16 protein-coding genes and 10 pseudogenes are annotated in these 15,503 nt (G+C 73.1%); 12 read left to right on the forward strand and 14 right to left on the reverse strand.

All coding sequences use genetic code 11. The features are described from left to right. Positions 1-247: 247 nt before the first annotated feature. The 4 genes and pseudogenes from G5V59_RS16520 to G5V59_RS16535 all read left to right on the forward strand — a co-directional run. Positions 248-1,234, forward strand: a pseudogene (locus tag G5V59_RS16520) (flagellar biosynthesis protein FlhA); the annotation flags it as partial. Positions 1,235-1,310: 76 nt separating this feature from the next. Further along, positions 1,311-1,445 (forward strand): annotated as a pseudogene (locus G5V59_RS16525) (hypothetical protein); the annotation flags it as partial. A gap of 103 nt (positions 1,446-1,548) precedes the next feature. Further along, positions 1,549-1,638: pseudogene (locus G5V59_RS16530) on the forward strand (hypothetical protein); the annotation flags it as partial. Between the two features lie 76 nt (positions 1,639-1,714). After that, a complete protein-coding gene (locus tag G5V59_RS16535; RefSeq protein ID WP_278257190.1) occupies positions 1,715-2,164 on the forward strand; it encodes an FHIPEP family type III secretion protein in 450 nt (149 codons plus the stop codon). On the opposite strand, the gene G5V59_RS16540 is transcribed toward G5V59_RS16535, so the two are convergent. The 7 genes from G5V59_RS16540 to G5V59_RS16565 form a co-directional block, all read right to left on the reverse strand. Next, entirely contained in the window at positions 2,137-2,406 is a 270-nt protein-coding gene (locus G5V59_RS16540; protein ID WP_278257191.1) for a hypothetical protein, read from the reverse strand. The genes G5V59_RS16535 and G5V59_RS16540 overlap by 28 nt on opposite strands. A 90-nt stretch (positions 2,407-2,496) precedes the next feature. Beyond that, positions 2,497-2,691 carry a hypothetical protein gene (locus G5V59_RS16545; RefSeq protein ID WP_341351228.1) on the reverse strand — a complete coding sequence of 65 codons (195 nt, stop codon included), beginning with the start codon at positions 2,689-2,691 and terminating at the stop codon, positions 2,497-2,499. Continuing rightward, on the reverse strand, positions 2,688-3,398 hold the full coding sequence (locus G5V59_RS36850) for a hypothetical protein (protein WP_341351229.1): 711 nt from the start codon (positions 3,396-3,398) through the stop codon (positions 2,688-2,690). Before G5V59_RS36850 ends, G5V59_RS16545 begins: the two co-directional genes overlap by 4 nt. Continuing rightward, on the reverse strand, positions 3,367-4,026 hold the full coding sequence (locus G5V59_RS16550; RefSeq protein ID WP_278257193.1) for a GAF domain-containing protein: 660 nt from the start codon (positions 4,024-4,026) through the stop codon (positions 3,367-3,369). The genes G5V59_RS36850 and G5V59_RS16550 overlap by 32 nt, the downstream gene beginning before the upstream one ends. A gap of 86 nt (positions 4,027-4,112) precedes the next feature. Next, entirely contained in the window at positions 4,113-4,640 is a 528-nt protein-coding gene (locus G5V59_RS16555; RefSeq protein ID WP_278257194.1) for a hypothetical protein, read from the reverse strand. A 38-nt stretch (positions 4,641-4,678) separates the two neighbouring features. Next, a complete protein-coding gene (locus G5V59_RS16560) occupies positions 4,679-5,491 on the reverse strand; it encodes an alpha/beta fold hydrolase (RefSeq protein ID WP_278257195.1) in 813 nt (270 codons plus the stop codon). Positions 5,492-5,636: 145 nt separating this feature from the next. Then, positions 5,637-6,089: an anthrone oxygenase family protein gene (locus G5V59_RS16565; protein ID WP_278257196.1), complete on the reverse strand. Its 453-nt coding sequence runs from the start codon at positions 6,087-6,089 to the stop codon at positions 5,637-5,639. 297 nt (positions 6,090-6,386) lie between these two features. Here G5V59_RS16565 and G5V59_RS36855 point away from each other — a divergent pair. Both G5V59_RS36855 and G5V59_RS36860 read left to right on the forward strand, forming a co-directional pair. Beyond that, positions 6,387-6,683 (forward strand): annotated as a pseudogene (locus G5V59_RS36855) (cupin domain-containing protein); the annotation flags it as partial. Positions 6,684-6,921: 238 nt separating this feature from the next. Continuing rightward, positions 6,922-7,026: pseudogene (locus G5V59_RS36860) on the forward strand (AraC family transcriptional regulator); the annotation flags it as partial. Positions 7,027-7,195: 169 nt separating this feature from the next. On the opposite strand, the gene G5V59_RS36865 reads toward G5V59_RS36860, so the two are convergent. Both G5V59_RS36865 and G5V59_RS16575 read right to left on the reverse strand, forming a co-directional pair. Continuing rightward, positions 7,196-7,543, reverse strand: a complete 348-nt coding sequence (locus G5V59_RS36865; RefSeq protein WP_341351369.1) for a hypothetical protein — start codon at positions 7,541-7,543, stop codon at positions 7,196-7,198. Then, positions 7,540-8,304, reverse strand: coding sequence for a hypothetical protein (locus G5V59_RS16575; protein ID WP_278257198.1), 765 nt, complete (start codon positions 8,302-8,304; stop codon positions 7,540-7,542). Before G5V59_RS16575 ends, G5V59_RS36865 begins: the two co-directional genes overlap by 4 nt. A gap of 158 nt (positions 8,305-8,462) precedes the next feature. Here G5V59_RS16575 and G5V59_RS16580 point away from each other — a divergent pair, with 158 nt between their 5' ends. From G5V59_RS16580 to G5V59_RS16595, 4 genes are all read left to right on the forward strand, one after another. Further along, on the forward strand, positions 8,463-9,023 hold the full coding sequence (locus tag G5V59_RS16580) for a helix-turn-helix transcriptional regulator (RefSeq protein ID WP_278257199.1): 561 nt from the start codon (positions 8,463-8,465) through the stop codon (positions 9,021-9,023). A gap of 1 nt (position 9,024) precedes the next feature. After that, complete coding sequence (locus G5V59_RS16585; RefSeq protein WP_278257200.1) at positions 9,025-9,369, forward strand: hypothetical protein; 345 nt, start codon at positions 9,025-9,027, stop codon at positions 9,367-9,369. 55 nt (positions 9,370-9,424) lie between these two features. Continuing rightward, on the forward strand, positions 9,425-10,243 hold the full coding sequence (locus G5V59_RS16590) for a helix-turn-helix transcriptional regulator (protein WP_278257201.1): 819 nt from the start codon (positions 9,425-9,427) through the stop codon (positions 10,241-10,243). 276 nt (positions 10,244-10,519) lie between these two features. Continuing rightward, positions 10,520-10,912, forward strand: a complete 393-nt coding sequence (locus G5V59_RS16595; protein ID WP_278257202.1) for a hypothetical protein — start codon at positions 10,520-10,522, stop codon at positions 10,910-10,912. 293 nt (positions 10,913-11,205) lie between these two features. Here the strand turns inward: G5V59_RS16595 and vanX are convergent. The 5 genes and pseudogenes from vanX to G5V59_RS16615 form a co-directional block, all read right to left on the reverse strand. Beyond that, positions 11,206-11,845: pseudogene (gene vanX, locus G5V59_RS16600) on the reverse strand (D-Ala-D-Ala dipeptidase VanX). Further along, a complete protein-coding gene (locus G5V59_RS36870; RefSeq protein WP_341351230.1) occupies positions 11,842-12,174 on the reverse strand; it encodes a hypothetical protein in 333 nt (110 codons plus the stop codon). The pseudogene vanX and the gene G5V59_RS36870 overlap by 4 nt, the downstream one beginning before the upstream one ends. A gap of 88 nt (positions 12,175-12,262) precedes the next feature. After that, positions 12,263-12,868, reverse strand: a pseudogene (locus G5V59_RS36875) (D-alanine--(R)-lactate ligase); the annotation flags it as partial. Positions 12,869-12,904: 36 nt separating this feature from the next. After that, a pseudogene (locus G5V59_RS16610) lies at positions 12,905-13,803 on the reverse strand (NAD(P)-dependent oxidoreductase); the annotation flags it as partial. Then, positions 13,800-14,117 (reverse strand): D-alanyl-D-alanine carboxypeptidase family protein, encoded by a 318-nt coding sequence (locus tag G5V59_RS16615; RefSeq protein ID WP_341351231.1) that lies wholly within the window; start codon positions 14,115-14,117, stop codon positions 13,800-13,802. The pseudogene G5V59_RS16610 and the gene G5V59_RS16615, both read right to left, overlap by 4 nt. 321 nt (positions 14,118-14,438) lie before the next feature. Between G5V59_RS16615 and G5V59_RS16620 the strand changes: the two are divergent. Both G5V59_RS16620 and G5V59_RS16625 read left to right on the forward strand, forming a co-directional pair. Then, a pseudogene (locus G5V59_RS16620) lies at positions 14,439-15,119 on the forward strand (response regulator transcription factor). A gap of 269 nt (positions 15,120-15,388) precedes the next feature. Beyond that, a pseudogene (locus G5V59_RS16625) lies at positions 15,389-15,439 on the forward strand (hypothetical protein); the annotation flags it as partial. Positions 15,440-15,503 lie beyond the last annotated feature (64 nt).

Below are 15,503 nucleotides of genomic sequence, written 5' to 3' on the forward strand. Positions count from 1 at the left end.
CCGACGAGTCGCCGGAGGTCCTCGCGCACGCCCGGCGGCGGCGAGCCGCCACGTGACCGCTCAGGTCGCGCCGGACGCCGCCGATCAGAGGCACGGCGACAGGACGGCGCCACCCGCAGCGCCACGGACGGCGCTCCCTCGCTCCGAGAGGCCGACCGCCGCATGCCCGTGAAGTCGCTGACCAAAGCTCGGTGTCCCCCTGGGCATCGTGTTCATCGTCGTGATGCTCGTGGTCCCGCTGCCGGCGATGGTGCTGGACCTGCTCATCGCGCTCAACATCACCGGTGCGCTGCTCGTGCTGATGACGGCGATGTTCATCCACAAGCCGCTGGAGTTCGCGGCCTTCCCGTCCGTCATCCTGGTGATGACCCTGTTCCGCCCGGCCCTCAACGTCAGCGCGACCCGCCTGGTCCTCCTCGACGGGTACGCCGGCAAGGTGATCGACACCTTCGGCCACTTCGTCGTCGGTGGCTCCCTCATCGTCGGCCTGATCGTCTTCGCCATCCTGCTCGTCATCCAGTTCGTCGTCATCACCAACGGCGCCGGCCGGGTCGCCGAGGTCGGCGCCCGGTTCACCCTCGACGCGATGCCGGGCAAGCAGATGGCGATCGACGCCGACCTGAACTCCGGCCTCATCGACGAGGAGGAGGCCCGCCGGCGCCGGGCCGAGGTCCACGCCGAGGCGGACTTCCACGGCGCGATGGACGGCGCCTCGAAGTTCGTCAAGGGCGACGCGATCGCAGCCATCGTGATCACCCTGGTCAACCTGCTCGGCGGCTTCGCGATCGGCGTCGCGCAGTACGGCATGCCCTTCGGCGATGCGATCAGCACCTACTCGCTGCTGTCCATCGGCGACGGCCTGGTCTCGCAGATCCCGGCCCTGCTGCTCTCGGTCGCCACCGGCCTCATCGTCACCCGCTCGGTCGCCGACTCCGACATGGGCTCCGACATCGTCGGCCAGATGTTCGCCCGCAAGATGCCGCTGCGCGTCGCCGGATTCGGCGCCCTCGCGCTGTGCGTGATCCCGGGTCTGCCGAAGTCGCCCTTCCTCGTCGCGGGCGGCGCCATGCTGATGGCCGCCAGCCGGATCGAGGACGGGACGGCGAAGGAGGCCACCGAGTCCGCGGCCGCCGCCGAGCTCGTCGAGTCCCCCGACTCCCCCGAGGCGCTGGTCGCCGAGATCCGGGTCGACCCGCTCGGGCTGGAGTCGTCGGCCGACCTCATCGACCTCGTCGACACCCGTACGGGCGGCGACCTGCTCGACCGGGTCAAGGCGCTGCGCCGCAAGGTGGCCGGCGAGCCTGGGCATCGTGATCCCGCCGGTCCGCACCCGGGACAACCTGGAGTCGCCGCCGAACACCTACGCCATCACCCTCTTCGGCGCCGAGGTCGCCCGCGGCGAGGCGCCGCGCGGCACCGTGCTCGCGATCGGCGACTTCCTCGGCTCGCTGCCCGGGACACCCACCCAGGAGCCGGTGTTCGGCCTGGAGGCCAAGTGGATCCCGGCCGAGTCTGCGGCACCAGGCCGAGATCGGCGGCGCCACCGTGGTGGACCGCGCCTCGGTCGTCACCACGCACCTCTCCGAGGTCGTGCACCAGCACGCCGGTCGCCTGCTCGGCCGCGAGGACGTCCGCCTGCTCACCGACATCGTCAAGCGCAGCCACCCGGTCGTGATCGAGGAGCTCACCCCGGCCCAGGCTGCCGCTCGGCGAGGTGCAGCGGGTGCTCCGCGCGCTGCTGGAGGAGCGGGTCCCGATCCGCGACCTGGTCTCGATCTTCGAGGCGCTCTCGGTGCGCGCGACCGTCTCCAAGGAGCACGACGGGCTCGTCGACGCGGCCCGGGCGGCGCTGGAGCCCTCCCTCGCCGCGCCCTACGTCGCGGACGGCGCCCTGCACGCGATCAGCCTCGAGCCGCTGCTGGAGCAGCAGATGCTGGAGGGGCTGCGACCCACCGAGCAGGGCGCGATCATCGTGCTGGACCCGGACGTCGCGCAACAGGTGCTGCTCGGGCTGGTCCAGTCCGCCCAGGCCGCCGAGAACACCGGCGTGCGGCCGGTGCTCGTCTGCGCGCCCCAGATCCGCGCCGCCGTACGACGCCTGGTGGCCCCGGCCGTCGAACGCCTCCCCGTGCTGGCCTACTCCGAGCCTGGGTGCGGCCCGTGAGGTCCGCTCGGCCGGGGTGGTCGGCGCCGCCGGCGCTCGCCCGGCCCTCGCCGGAGCGGGTGCCTGATGGCCCGCAAGCGGCGCCCCGCGCCGGACACCCCCGCGCTCATCGACGTGCGGGTGATCCTGGTGGCGGCGGTGATGGCCTCCCCCGCGGCGTACCGCGCCTCCCAGGGGCTGCTCACCCTCGACCAGGCGCTGACCCGGTTCGGGCTGGTGCTGCTGGCCTGCGCGGCGGTCACCGGGATGCTGCGCGCGCTGTGGCCGGTGGTCGCGCCGGCGCCGGCGCCGGCGTCGGCGTCGGCGCCGGAGGCGGAGACCGAGACGGAGCCTCAGCCCACCGCCGGAATGACCCACTCGAGGGTGGTGCCCTCACCCGGGGCGGAGACGACCGAGACGTGGCCGCCGAGGTCGCCGGCGCGGGTGCGCAGGTTGCCGGTGCCGCTGCCCGGCTGGACGGTGGCCGGGTCGAAGCCCCGACCGTCGTCGGACACCCGGATCCGGAACCACGCCGAGGACGCCGTCAGGCTCGACGGTCACGGACGCGGCGCGGGCGTGCCGCACGACGTTGGACAGCGCCTCGCGCAGGGTCAGCAGCACGTGGGTGCCCGCCTCGGGGACGAGCGCCCGATCGACCGGCCCGGCGACGCGCAGCAGCGGCTGGAAGCCGAGCAGCGCGGAGTACTCCCCCAGCAGGGTGCGCACCTCGTCGAGCAGCGGACGGCCGCTGCCGGTGCCCAGGCTCGAAGATGGCGGCGCGCAGGCTCCTTGATGGCGACGTCGAGGTCGGAGACGGCGTCGTCGACGCGGGTGCGCAGAGCGGCGACGTCCAGCCCCCGGGCGCCCTGCAGGCTGCATGCCGGTGGCGAAGAGCCGCTGGATGACGAGGTCGTGGAGGTCGCGGGCGATCCGGTCGCGGTCCTTGGCGACGAGCAGGCTGGGCCCGGTCGCGCAACGCCTGGTCGCGGTCCAGGATCAGCGCCACCTGCACCGCGGTGACGGCGACCAGGTCGAGCATGATCCCGCGCAGCGAGGGCGTCTCCTCGGCCTGGTCGACGACGATGACACCGGATCCGGCGAGCCGGGTGTGCACGGGGACGACGAGCGTGGCGCGACCGTGCTCGTGCGGCAGCCGCACGGCCTGGTGGGTGCGGTCCACCTCGCGGATCTCCTCGGTCAGCCGCTCGACGACCTCCCCCGCGTCACCGTCGCCGGCGACCTGGCGGATCTCCATCAGGTCGCCGTCGCGGCGGACGTAGGCGACCAGCCTGGGCGCCGCACAGGCTCGCGCAGCGACACGACCAGGCTCGTCGAGCGCCTCCTGCACCCGCAGCGTCCCGGAGACGTCGCTGCCGACCTCGGCGGTGCTGGCGAGCCAGCGGCGGCGCCACTCGACCTGCTCGTAGGCGCGCGCGTTGTCGATCATCACGCCAGCCGCGCGGGCGAGCGCCTCGACCAGCGCCTGGTCGGTGGGGGTGAACTCCGCCCCGTCGCGCTTGTTGCCGAGGTAGAGGTGCCCGAAGGCCTGCTCGCCGACCAGCACGGGAGCGCCGAGGAAGTCTGTCGATCGTGGGGTGCTCGTGCGGGAAGGCGCCGGTCGACACCGGGTGCTCGGCCACGTGGTCGACGCGGATCGCGCGCCGCTCTCGCGGCACCAGCCCGAGCAGGCCGTGGCCCTGCGGCATCATCCCGATCCGGTCGAACTGGCCGGACGCCGCGTCGTTGGGGACCAGGTCGGTGAAGTGGCCGTGCTCGTCGACGATGCCCAGGACGCCGTACTCGGCGTCGGTGAGACGGCACGAGGCCTCGACGATCCGCGACAGCACACCGCGCAGGTCGAGGTCGGACCCGATCGCGACCACCGCGTCCAGCAGCGCGTGCGCCTCCGGCGGCAGACTCCAGGTGCATCCGCGTCGTCCCCCTCCCGAGCGATCGGTGGGCCCTCAGGCTATCCCTTCACCTTCCAGCGGTACCCGGCAACCCGATCGGCACCGGGACCAAGGACCTGAGAAGTCGGGACGAGGTACCCAGGCCCCATCGTGGGGAGGGAGTCAGAGACGACGCAGGCTGGTAGGTGCCGGAGGTCCGCGCGACGACCGTGCCCTGCTCGTCGCTGACCTCGGTCTCGAGCAGGAAGTCCGCCTTGCCGCGCTCCGCGGTCTCGGTGAGCACCCGCGCGATGGTCTCCTCGGTGAGGCTCGCTCGGGCGGTCACCGCGGTCGTCGCCGGGCGCAGGAAGTCGATGGTCACCTGCTTGACCAGCGGCACGGCGCCCTCCAGGACCAGGGAGGTGCTGGCGAAGATGCCGCCGAGCACCTCGGCGACCGAGAACAGGCAGCCGGCGTACGTCGCACCGAAGTGGTTGCCGTTGGGACCCGCCGGGATCCGCGCGGCCACGGCGGTCCGCCCGGCCTCGACGACCTCCAGGCTCCATCGCGCCGAAGATCGGGATCATCCGGCGGACGTGGGCGGTCATCTCCTCGGTGGGGCTCACGAGCCTCACCGTAGTGGGCCTCAGGCCACGTCGTACCGGGGCTGGCCGAGGCGGGGGTGGTTGGAGCCCTCGAGCAGCACGTCCACGACGAGGTCGACGTCGTCGATCATCGGCACGTGGCCGCACTTGGGCAGGCTGACGTGCGCGGCGTGCGGGAGCGCCTTGCGGGCGCGACCGGCCTGGTAGGGCAGCAGGACGAGGTCGCGGGTGCCCCACGCGACGGTGACCGGGATCGAGGGGTCGATCGTCCGGTCGAAGGGCTCGCCGCCGTCCATGATCGTGCGCAGGGCGGGCTTCGCGGCGACCAGGCCGCGCAGGTCGCCGAGCGCGAGCTCGGGAGCCAGGCGCCCGCCGTGGGTCATCAGCAGGCCCATCGCGGCGGCACGTCCGGGCGCGGTCCTGAGCAGGGCCGGGGCGATCGGCTGGGCGAGGGTCGCCGCGCCGGTCAGGGCGACGAAGACCGCGCGGATGTAGAGGAAGTCCAGGCTGCCGCGCCAGAAGCCGGCCGGGGCCAGGGTGGTGGCGCTGCTGACGAGGTTGTCGGCGGCCGCCTCCAGGGCGATCCGGCCGCCGAGGGAGTTGCCGGCGATGTGCGGGCGGTCGAGGTCGAGGGCGGCGAAGGTCTCCTCGAGGACGTCGCGCAGGTGCTCCTTGATCGGCCGCTCGTCGGGGACCAGCGCCGGCGACTCGCCGTGGCCGGGCAGGTCGATGAGGACCACCTCGCGGTGCTCGGCCAGCCGGTCGACGACCGGGTACCACGCCTGGCGGCGGTGGCCGATCCCGTGGACGAGGACCAGCGGCTCTCCGGAGCCGATGCGTTCGTGGGCGAGCATGGTGACCTCGATTCCGCGCACCGACGCTGGTGCGACGTCTATGTGCAACTAGCAGTTGCGGATACCGACAGTAGGTACGCCGCTAGCGCGCGCAAGCACTCCGGGCGAACTGCTTCCTGTGGCCCACGTCACACGCCGCATCCGATCACGCCCCACGCACCAGCGCGACCAGGCAGCAGCCGAAGGACGCCAGGACGGCGACCGTGCGCACGAGGTGCAGCCGGTTCCACGGGTCCTCGAAGGCTGCCCGCGCCGTACTGGGGTCGCTCGAGCCGGCCGCCGCCAGGGCGTCGTTGAGCGGGATGTTGCCGGCCCCGGTGAGGAGCACGGTGGCGACGTACAGGAGGAGCGCGGCGAGCACCCACCAGCGGGCAGGAGCGGTGAAGAACGCGGTGCCGAGCACCAGCAGAGGTGTGACGAACAGGCTCACGAAGAGCGGGTTCACGATCGCGAGGTTGACCTGCTGCATCGCCGCGACGAACGTGCGGTCGTCGCCGCGCGCCAGCCCCGGCATGACCGCGGTGGCGAAGGCGAGGAAGATCCCGGCGACGAGGCCGGTGCCGGCGGTGCCGACCAGGACGAGGGGGTGGCTGCTCATGACCCCACCTCATCGCGACCCAGCGAGACTCTCCATGGCCAGAGGTCTTGATTCCATGTGCCATCGTCCAGCACAGTGGCGCGATGGACGGCATCGGGCACCTCCTCTCCGGCCCCCGCGCGCGTCAGGCCTTCGCCCTGCGGATGGTGATGGAGCCGCCCTGGGGCGTGCGGATCGAGGACGACCCGGCCCTGACGCTGGTCGCCGTGGCCCGCGGGTCGGTGTGGATCACCGGTGAGCTCGGGCCGCCGCGGGAGCCTGCGCGAGGGCGACGTCGCGGTGATCCGCGGCGGACCGGTGTACTCCGTCGCCGACCACCCCGGCACACGGCCAGGCATCACGATCGCCCGGGGGAACGTGTGCGTGGACCCGGACGGCCGGTTGCTCGCCCAGCCCATGGCGCTCGGCGTGCGCACCTGGGGCAACAGCCGCGACGGCTCCGACGTGCTGCTGGTCGGCACGTGGGAGGCCGAGACCGAGGCCGGCCGTCCACTGCTGGCGGCGATGCCGCGTCTCATCGTCCAACGCCGCTCCACCTCGCCCCTGCTGGGCGTGCTCGCCGAGGAGATCACCCGCGAGGAGCCCGGCCAGGAGGTCGTCCTCGACCGGCTCCTCGACCTCGTCCTGGTGACCGTGCTGCGCGACTGGCTGGCCGGCGAGGAGCAGGTCACCCGCGGGCTCGCGACCACCGACCCGGTCGTCGGCGAGGCGTTGCGGTTGATGCACCACCATCCCGAGCGCGGCTGGACGATCGCCTCGCTCGCCGCCGAGGTGGGCGTCTCCCGCGCCGCCCTGGCCCGCCGCTTCGGCGAAGCTCGTCGGGGAGCCGCCGATGACCTACCTCACCTCCTGGCGGCTCGCGCTGGCCGCGGACCTGCTCGTCGCCTCCGACGACGCGATCGAGGTGGTCGCCCGCCAGGTCGGCTACGGCAGCGGGTTCGCGCTGAGCGCGGCGTTCAAGCGGGTGCGGGGACTCAGTCCGCAGCAGCACCGCCGGGCGCATCTCCGACCAGGCTCGATGATCCGGGAGGTGTCGAAGCCCGCGGCGAGGTCCGCGACCGAGGTACCGGCCAGGGTGCGGCGCCAGGCCCGCTCCGCCTCCGCCATCACCCGGGCGATCCCGCAGGGTGTGCGGCACTGCTCCGGGGGCGCGGCCAGGCTCGCCCTGCTGACGGATCTCGGTGCACCGGAACGCCGGCTCCGGCCCGTCCACCGCGCGGACCACCTCGTGCACGCTGATCTCGGCGGCGGGCCGGGTGAGGACGTACCCACCGTCGCGGCCCTCCACAGCGCGCACGATGTCCGCCTTGGCCAGCGCCAGCAGGTGCTTGGCGAGGTAGGAGCGGGAGACGCCGTGCAGGTCCGCCAGCCGGGCGGCCGGCACCGGCCGGCTCGCCTGGCTGAGCACGACGCAGCAGTGCACCGCCCACTCGACCCCGGCGCTCAGGCTTCACGTCACGGACCCTAGTGCGTGGCCAGCCACGCGTCGTACGACGTGGGGGCGATCCAGGCCCCCGCACCCGGCGTGGCGATGAGCGCGGTGTCGTCCAGCGCCGCGCCGAAGTAGCCCGCCTCCGGATCGGTGACCACGCGGCGCGGGTCCCCGGTGGCTGCGAACAGGCGGCGGACCGAACCGTCGATGCCCAGCACGTCGGGCCCGGCGATCTCGACGACGCCGCCGACGGGCGGGCCGGTGACGACCTCGGCGAGACGAGCCACGACGTCGTCGGCGGCGATGGTCTGCAGGCTTTGCCGGGGGTCGCGTGGACGGTGTCACCCCGGGTGCTGGCGTCGGCGATGCCCGCCACGAACTCGTGGAACTGGGTGGCCCGCACGATCGTGAACGGCACCTCCCCCGCCTCGACGCCCGCCTCCTGGGCCAGCCTTTGGCCCGCATGTAACCCGCGTCGGTGAGCCGGTCGAGGCCGACGATGGACAGGATCACGTGGTGCTTGACCCCCGCCGCCGCGCCCGCGGCGACCAGGTGCGCAGTCGAGTCGCGGAAGAAGGCGAGCACCTCCTCGTCCGCCCAGGTGGGCGAGTTCGTCACATCGACGACCACCTCGGCCCCGGCGACGGCCGCCGCCACGCCCTGCCCCGTGGTGACGTCGATCCCGTCGCCGCGACCGAGCGCGACGGCGTCGTACCCCCGCTCGGCGAGGTGTGCTGCCAGCCTGCTCCCGATCAGCCCGGCCCCGAAGATCACGATCCGCATGTCCGCCTCCAAACTCAGATGATTGTGGTCGTAGATTACTACGACACTTCATATCCGAGTCAACTCCCACTCTCGGCCACCGTGACCGAATCTGGAAATTGCCTGTGAATCATCGCTATATCTGTCACCATATTCAGTCTCAGGGCATACTCGTGTGGGTGGACGTAGATCTCGCGGGCCTGAGCCGCACCATCGACCCGGCCGAGCTCGGCCGCCGGATCCGCGCCTCGCGCGTCGCGGCCGGGCTCACGCAGTCCGAGCTCGCCGACGGCACCGTGACCGCCGCGTACGTCTCCCGGATCGAGCGCGGCCAGCGCCGTCCCGCGGCCAACCTGCTCGAGGCGCTCGCCGCGCGGATGGGCACCACCGGCCACCAGCCTGCTGACCGGCTTCTCCACCCACGAGGCCCGCTCGCTGGAGCCGCAGATCGAGCACGCGGCGATCGCCCTCACCCTCGGCGACGCCGAGAGGGCGCTGTCGACGGCCGACGCCGTGCTCGCGGTCGTGGTCACCTACCGCGACGACGCGCTGCACGCCACCGCCCTGCGAGTCCGCGCCGAGGCCCTGCTGGCCCTCGGCCGTCTCGACGAGGCCATCGAGATCCTGGAGAAGCTCGTCGCCGGACCCAACCCGGACATGAACACCCTGCGCTCCCTCATCACCCTGTGCAGTTGCTACGGCGCCCGCGGCGAGCCCGGTCGCGCGATCGCGATCGGTGAGGTGGCCCAGCGCCAGATGCGCGACCTGCGCGCCGACGGGCTCGCCGAGACCCTCCGCCTGGCCGCTGCGGTCGCCGACGCCCACCTGCGCTGCGGCAGCCTGGGCACCGCCGAGCGGGTCTGCCGCGAGGCGCTGAGCGCCTACGCGAGCGCGCCCTCGGAGCTGGACCGCGCGGCGTCGTACTGGCGCGCGAGCACGGCGGAGGCAGCGGTGGGCGGCGCGACCCCGGCCGCCGTACAGGCTGGCGTCGATGGCGCTGGCGCTCGCCGAGATCGGCGACGGCAACGATCGCGTCGAGCAGACTGCTCGCCAGCGCGACCCCCGACACGCACCCCCCACCGCTGACCATGACAACCCCCAGGGAGGCACAATGGGTCAGGTGGACCTGTATCTAGCCGAATTGAGCCGCAGTATCGACGCCGCCGGGTCCGGGCGACGGATCCGGACCGCCCGCGTCGCGGCCGGGATGACCCAGGCCCAGGTGGCCGCCGAGGACGTCTCCGCCGCCTACCTCTCCCGGATCGAGGACGGCCAGCGCCGCCCCGAGGCCGGACTGCTCGAGCGGATGGCCGGCCGGATGGGCGTCTCCCTCGAGGACCTGCTCCTCACCGTCCCCCGGGACCGCGTCCAAGAACTCCGGCTCGCCGTGGACTACGCCGAGTCTCTCGCTGGTCTCCGGCGACGGCGCCGGCGCGCTCAAGGCGATCGACAAGGTCCTCGCCGACGAGGCGACCGCCAACGTGCCCCCGGTGCTGCGGGCGGCCCAGGCTGGTGCGGGCCGGCGCCCTCGAGGTCACCGGCGACCTGGACGCGGCGATCGTGCTGCTCGAGGAGGCTCACCGCACAGCCCTCGCCGGACGCGAACTGGCTCAAGGCACTCATCGCACTGAGCCGCTGCTACCGCGACAGCGGTGAGCACGCGCGCGCTATCGCGGTGGGCGAAGAGGCGCAGACCATCATCGACGAGTCTGGGCATCGGTGGCCTCGCCGAGGCGATCCAGACCACTGTCACGACGGCCGGCGCCTACATCTTCCAGGGCGACACGGGCCAGGCCATGCGCACGTGCATGCGCGCGCTCGAGGCCGCCGAGAAGTACGACTCCGTCATCGGCAAGGCCTCCGCCTACTGGAACGCGAGCATCGTCGAGTCGACGCGCGGCGCCCACCTGTCGGCCTTCGAGTCGGCCCAGAAGGCCCTAGCCCTGTTCGAGCAGAGTGACGACAGCCGGAATCTCGCCCGCCTCCGCTCCGAGGTGGCGAATCTTCACCTGGTCCAGGACCCGCCGGATCCCGAGGCCGCCCTCGCCCTCCTCGAGAGCCACGAGCAGGAGGCTCAGGCTGGTCCGGCGCCTCGGCGTGGGACATCGCCTATCTCAACCTGCTGCGCGGCCGCGCCCACTACCTGCGCGGCGAGCACGACCTTGCTCGCGACTACGCGCAGAAGGTCATCGCGACGCGTCCGACCGGGGCCCCCACCCTCGAGGCGCAGGCCCACGTGCTCCATGGCCGCGTGGCCTTCGCCGGCGGCGATCGCGACGAGGCCCGGCGCCTGTTCCAGGCCGGCGTGCACGCCCTCAGCGGTGCGGGCTCGGACCGGGGGGCCGCCCAGGCTCTGGTTCGAGCTCGCCGACCTGCTGGCCGAGGTCGGGGACCACGAAGGCGCCGTGCAGGCCTTCCGCAGCGCCGGGGCTTCGACTGGACTTCAGCCTGCCGGTCCGCCCCAGTGCGGCACTGCACAAGAGCCGACGCGACGACGCCATCGCGGCGCAGGGCGGCCGGCATCGAGCCGGCCGCCCTGTCGCGTCCGGCGGCCTTCAGCAACAGACGGACCGGTCGGCCCCGATCGAGCCGCCAGCGGAACCGGCCTCGACAGAAGCCAGCCCTGTGACCGTGACGGCTGCGAGGACGAGGGCACCGATCCGAACCGCGAACTTCTTGTTGAGCATGACAATCTCCTTCGTTGGCAGACACACCTGGGCAGATGTGTTGCCATACGAAGCAATGGATCGACATGTCCGGAAATCGCGGGAATGGCAGTTTTGTTGTCTTCTGATGCCAATGAGGCGTCAGGACGAGTCATTTCTGATACTCGGGAGCGTGGGCGGATCGCGTCGCCGAGGGCAGAGATGACGAAGACCCCGGTCGTCGACCGGGGCCTTCAGGTGGAGCGGTGTCGGGAGGTCAGCACTCGGGCCAGGGCACCGAGGGGCTCTGGGCGATCGGGAAGTCGAAGTAGGTGCGCGGGTAGGGCTCGTCGAGGAGCGTGTAGTGCCACCACTCGCGTTGGTGGGCGCGGAACCGCGCCGCCGCCATGACGTCCCTCAGGTGACGGCGGTTCTCGGCGGCGACCGGGTCCAGCCCCGGGGCGTCGTGGTGGGAGACCGGGTCCATCAGGTCGTGGCCGCCGCCCATCGGCACGAGCTCGCCGGAGGCGAGGTCGTAGAGGGTCAGGTCGACGGTGCTCCCGCGGCTGTGACCGGAGCGGGTCGCGACGTACCCGCGCTGGAACATCTGCACCCGGCCCAGGTGTGGGTAGTGGCGGGGCTTGGTGCGCCCGTCCTCCCACTCCGCCGACCAGCGCAGGAAGTGGTCGACGGCGCGCTGCGGCCGGTAGGCGTCCCACAGCACCAGCCCGAAGCCGCGTACGGCGGCCGCGCGCTGCGCCCGCGCCAGGGCGGTGCACAGCGCCCGCGTGCCGACGATGCGGTTGACCAGGTAGCCGTCGACCGGCCGGCCGACGAAGTTGTCCCAGGTGGCGTACTTCGCATCCCAGCGGATCCCCGGCACCAGGCTCGTCGACGAAGGCGAAACCGTCCCTCATCGCGCGAGAGCCTCCGCGATCAAGCGGTCGAGCACGACGGACAGCGGGATGCCGGCGGCCTGCATCATCCGCGGGTAGCGGCTGTACGACGTCAGCCCGGGGAAGGTGTTGACCTCGTTGAGCACGACGGTGTCGTCGGCCAGCAGGAAGAGGTCCACGCGGGCCAGGCCCCCGCACCCCAGAGCCCGGTACGTCGCCCGCGCGGTCTCCCGGACGCACTGCCGCGCCACCTCGGAGATGTCCGCCGGCACCGTCACGGTGGCGTTGTCCGAGCCCTGCTCGGGCGCGTCCTCCTGGTGGATCCGGAAGAACCCGCCGGAGAGCCCGATCCGGTCGAGCCTCGCCGAGGGTCAGGTCGTCGCCGGCGCCGAGGATCGCGCAACCCACCTCCGCACCCGGTACGGCGTCCTCGACGAGCACCTTCGCGTCGTACCGCCGGGCGGTGGCGATCGCCGCGGCCAGGCCGGCAGGCGCGACGACCTTGCTGACCCCGAAGGACGAGCCGGAGCGGGCCGGCTTGACGAAGACGGGGTAGGCGAACGACGCGGGATCCGGCTCCTCCCCCGCCTCCACCACCCGGTACGACGGCGTGCGGATCCCCGCCGCACCCGCGACGAGGTAGGTGAGCGACTTGTCCATGGCCAGGGCGGAGGCCGCGATGCCGCAGCCGGCGTAGGGGATCCCGGCGAGCTCGAGCAGCCCCTGGATCGCGCCGTCCTCGCCGCAGCGACCGTGCAGCACGGGCAGCACCACGTCGAGACGCACCTCCTCGACGCCCGTCGGCCCGAGCACCAGCAGACCGTGCACGGAGCGGTCCGGGGAGAGCACGGCCGGCGGCGCGGACCCAGGATCCGCCGCCAGGTGGTCGACCCGGCGCCAGCGTCCGTCCGGGGTGATCGCGACCAGGACCGGTTCGTACCGGTCCGGGTCGAGGTGTCCCACCACCTGCAACGCGGACTTCACCGCGATCGGGTGCTCCTCCGAGGGTCCTCCGAAGAGGATCCCGACCTTCAGCCGGTCCATGCCGCCTCCTTCGCGAGCTCTGCGCAGTGGATGAGGGGAGTGCTCGACCGTGGCGCGCAGGACCCGGTCGGTGGCGTAGGCGGTGTGGGGGGTGACCACGACGTTCGGCAGCCGCTGCAGGCGTGCCCAGGTGTCGCCGGGCGGGTCGTCGTGGGCGGTGTAGAAGACGTGCTCCTCGCCCTCGACGACGTCCAGCGCCGCGCCGCCGAGGCGGCCGGACTCGAGCGCGGCGAGCAGGGCGGAGGTGTCGACGAGCGGCCCGCGACCGGTGTTGACGAGACAGGCACCCGGCCGGAGCAGCCCGATCCGCCGCGCGTCCAGCAGGTGGTGGGTGCTCGCGCACCAGGGGGTGTGCAGGGTGACCACGTCGCTGCTCCGCAGCAGGCTCGTCGAGCCGGCCGGCCGGGTCGGCGCGATCGAACGTCAGCACCCGGCAGCCGAAGCCGCGCAGCCGCGCGAGGACCGCCGACCCGATCCGACCGGTGCCGACGACGCCCACGGTGAGGTCGCGCAGGCTCGCGCCCACGCGCGCCCGGCCGGTAGTCGTGGGTGTCGGTACGGCGCAGCGTGGCCCCGGCGTGCCGGACCGCCATCAGGATCAGCATCACGGTGTAGTCGGCGACCCCGTCCGGCGCGTACTCCACGTTCGCGACCTCGATCCCGGCCCGCGCGGCGTGCGCGACGTCGATGTGGTCGGTGCCGATGCTCCGGGTCGAGACCAGCCGCACGCCGACCGCCGCGAGGGCGTCGAGGGCGGCCGCGTCCACCGGGGCGCGGTGGTCGACGCTGATGCACCGCCGCCCGGCCGCGAGCGCGACGGTCGCGGCGGAGACGGGTGCGGTGGTGACCGTGACGTGCACCCCCAGCCGGGGCGCCAACCGGCGCGCCAGCGCGGCCTCGTCGGCGTCGCAGCCGAAGACGGTGACCGCGCTCATCGCCGGGTCCGCGGGTCGTGGGTGGGGTCGGCGTACCGCTGCGGGCAGCCGCGGCGCACCGCCGCCGGCCGCAGCTCGTAGTGCCACGGCTCGTTGTCGTAGATCCGGCACAGCCCGTAGGACGCACCGTGCGCCGCCAGCCACGACCTCGCCCCGGCGCCACCGACGTCGACCGCCTGGCCGCGCACGTGCGGGGAGGTGTCGGGGGTGGCGACCCAGCGCGCGGCCTCCTCCCGCGAGCCGTGCTCGGCGACGGCCTCGTGCAGGAGCCGCTCCTGGTAGGCGCGCGATCGCCAGCCGCTGTTGACGCCCAGGCTCGACCCCGTCGGCGGCGGCGTCGCGGCCGGCCCGGCGCAGCGCGTCGAGCAGGTCCGGGTCGAGCCGGGTGATGCCCGCGTCGTCGTCGAAGGCGGTGGCCCCGTCGGGCAGGCTCACCGTCGTCGAGGTCGGCGGAGGAGGGTCCGGACCAGGCGACGAGGAGGGACAGCGCGAGCGCCGCGAGGACGAGCGCGCCGAGGGTGCGGACAGCGGTGCTGGTGGACATGTGCCCAGTCAAGGAAGAACGGCGTTGCCACGGCGTATGCACTTTTCGATACGCCGGCGATACACCCCCACGCCCTAGCATCGGGACTGCTATGCGCGTGCTGATCGTCGAGGACGAGCCCTACCTGGCCGAGGCCATCCGCGACGGCCTGCGCCTGGAGGCGATCGCCGCGGACATCGCCGGCGACGGCGACACCGCACTGGGTCTGCTGAGCGTCAACGCCTACGACATCGCCGTGCTGGACCGCGACATCCCCGGGCCGTCCGGCGACGAGGTCGCCCGCCGGATCGTCGCCTCGGGCACCGCGACGCCGATCATCATGCTCACCGCAGCGGACCGCCTCGACGACAAGGAGTCCGGCTTCGAGATCGGCGCCGACGACTACCTCACCAAGCCCTTCGAGTCTGCGCGAGCCTGGTGCTCCGGCTGCGCGCCCTGGACCGCCGGCGCGCCCACAACCGCCCGCCGGTGTGGGAGATCGCCGGGCTGCGCGTCGACCCGTTCCGCCGCGAGGTCTACCGCGCGGACCGGTACGTCGCCCTGACCCGCAAGCAGTTCGCGGTGCTGGAGGTCCTGGTCGCCGCCCAGGGCGGGGTGGTGAGCGCCGAGGAGCCTGCTGGAGAGGGCCTGGGACGAGAACGCCGACCCGTTCACGAACGCCGTGCGGATCACCGTCTCGGCCCTGCGCAAGCGACTGGGCGAGCCGGGGCTGATCGCGACCGTGCCGGGGGTCGGCTACCGGATCGACGTACCGGAGGGCGGTGATGGGTAGGAGGCCGGGTCTGAGCGTCCGCGCCCGGCTCACGCTCAGCCTACGCCGGCTTCCTGATGCTGGCGGCCTTCCTGTTGCTGGCCGTGGTGTGGGCGTTCCTGCTGCGCTACGTTCCGGACGGCCAGATCATCGGGCCCGAGGACGGCCGGCCGTGGCCGCACACCCCGAACCGGACCGACCTGATCGACGCCTTCGCCCCGAAGGCCGCGATGATGCTGGGCGTCGTGCTGGTGCTCGGCCTGGTCGGCGGCTGGTGGCTTGCCGGCCGGATGCTGGCCCCGCTGAACCGGATCACCGACGCCACCCGCCGCGCCGGGGCCGGCGCGCTCGGGCACCGGATCCACCTGGAGGGCCGGCAGGACGAGTTCCGCGAGACTCGCCGAC

This window comes from Nocardioides convexus (assembly GCF_011090295.1).

Coding starts and splice junctions, on each gene's coding strand:
- G5V59_RS36850 (WP_341351229.1), bottom strand. CDS start 3,398: ATGGAGATCCGCCAGGTCGCCGGCGACGGTGACGCGGGGGAGGTCGTC.
- G5V59_RS16560 (WP_278257195.1), bottom strand. CDS start 5,491: ATGCTCGCCCACGAACGCATCGGCTCCGGAGAGCCGCTGGTCCTCGTC.
- G5V59_RS16555 (WP_278257194.1), bottom strand. CDS start 4,640: ATGACCGCCCACGTCCGCCGGATGATCCCGATCTTCGGCGCGATGGAG.
- G5V59_RS16575 (WP_278257198.1), bottom strand. CDS start 8,304: ATGCGGATCGTGATCTTCGGGGCCGGGCTGATCGGGAGCAGGCTGGCA.
- G5V59_RS16565 (WP_278257196.1), bottom strand. CDS start 6,089: ATGAGCAGCCACCCCCTCGTCCTGGTCGGCACCGCCGGCACCGGCCTC.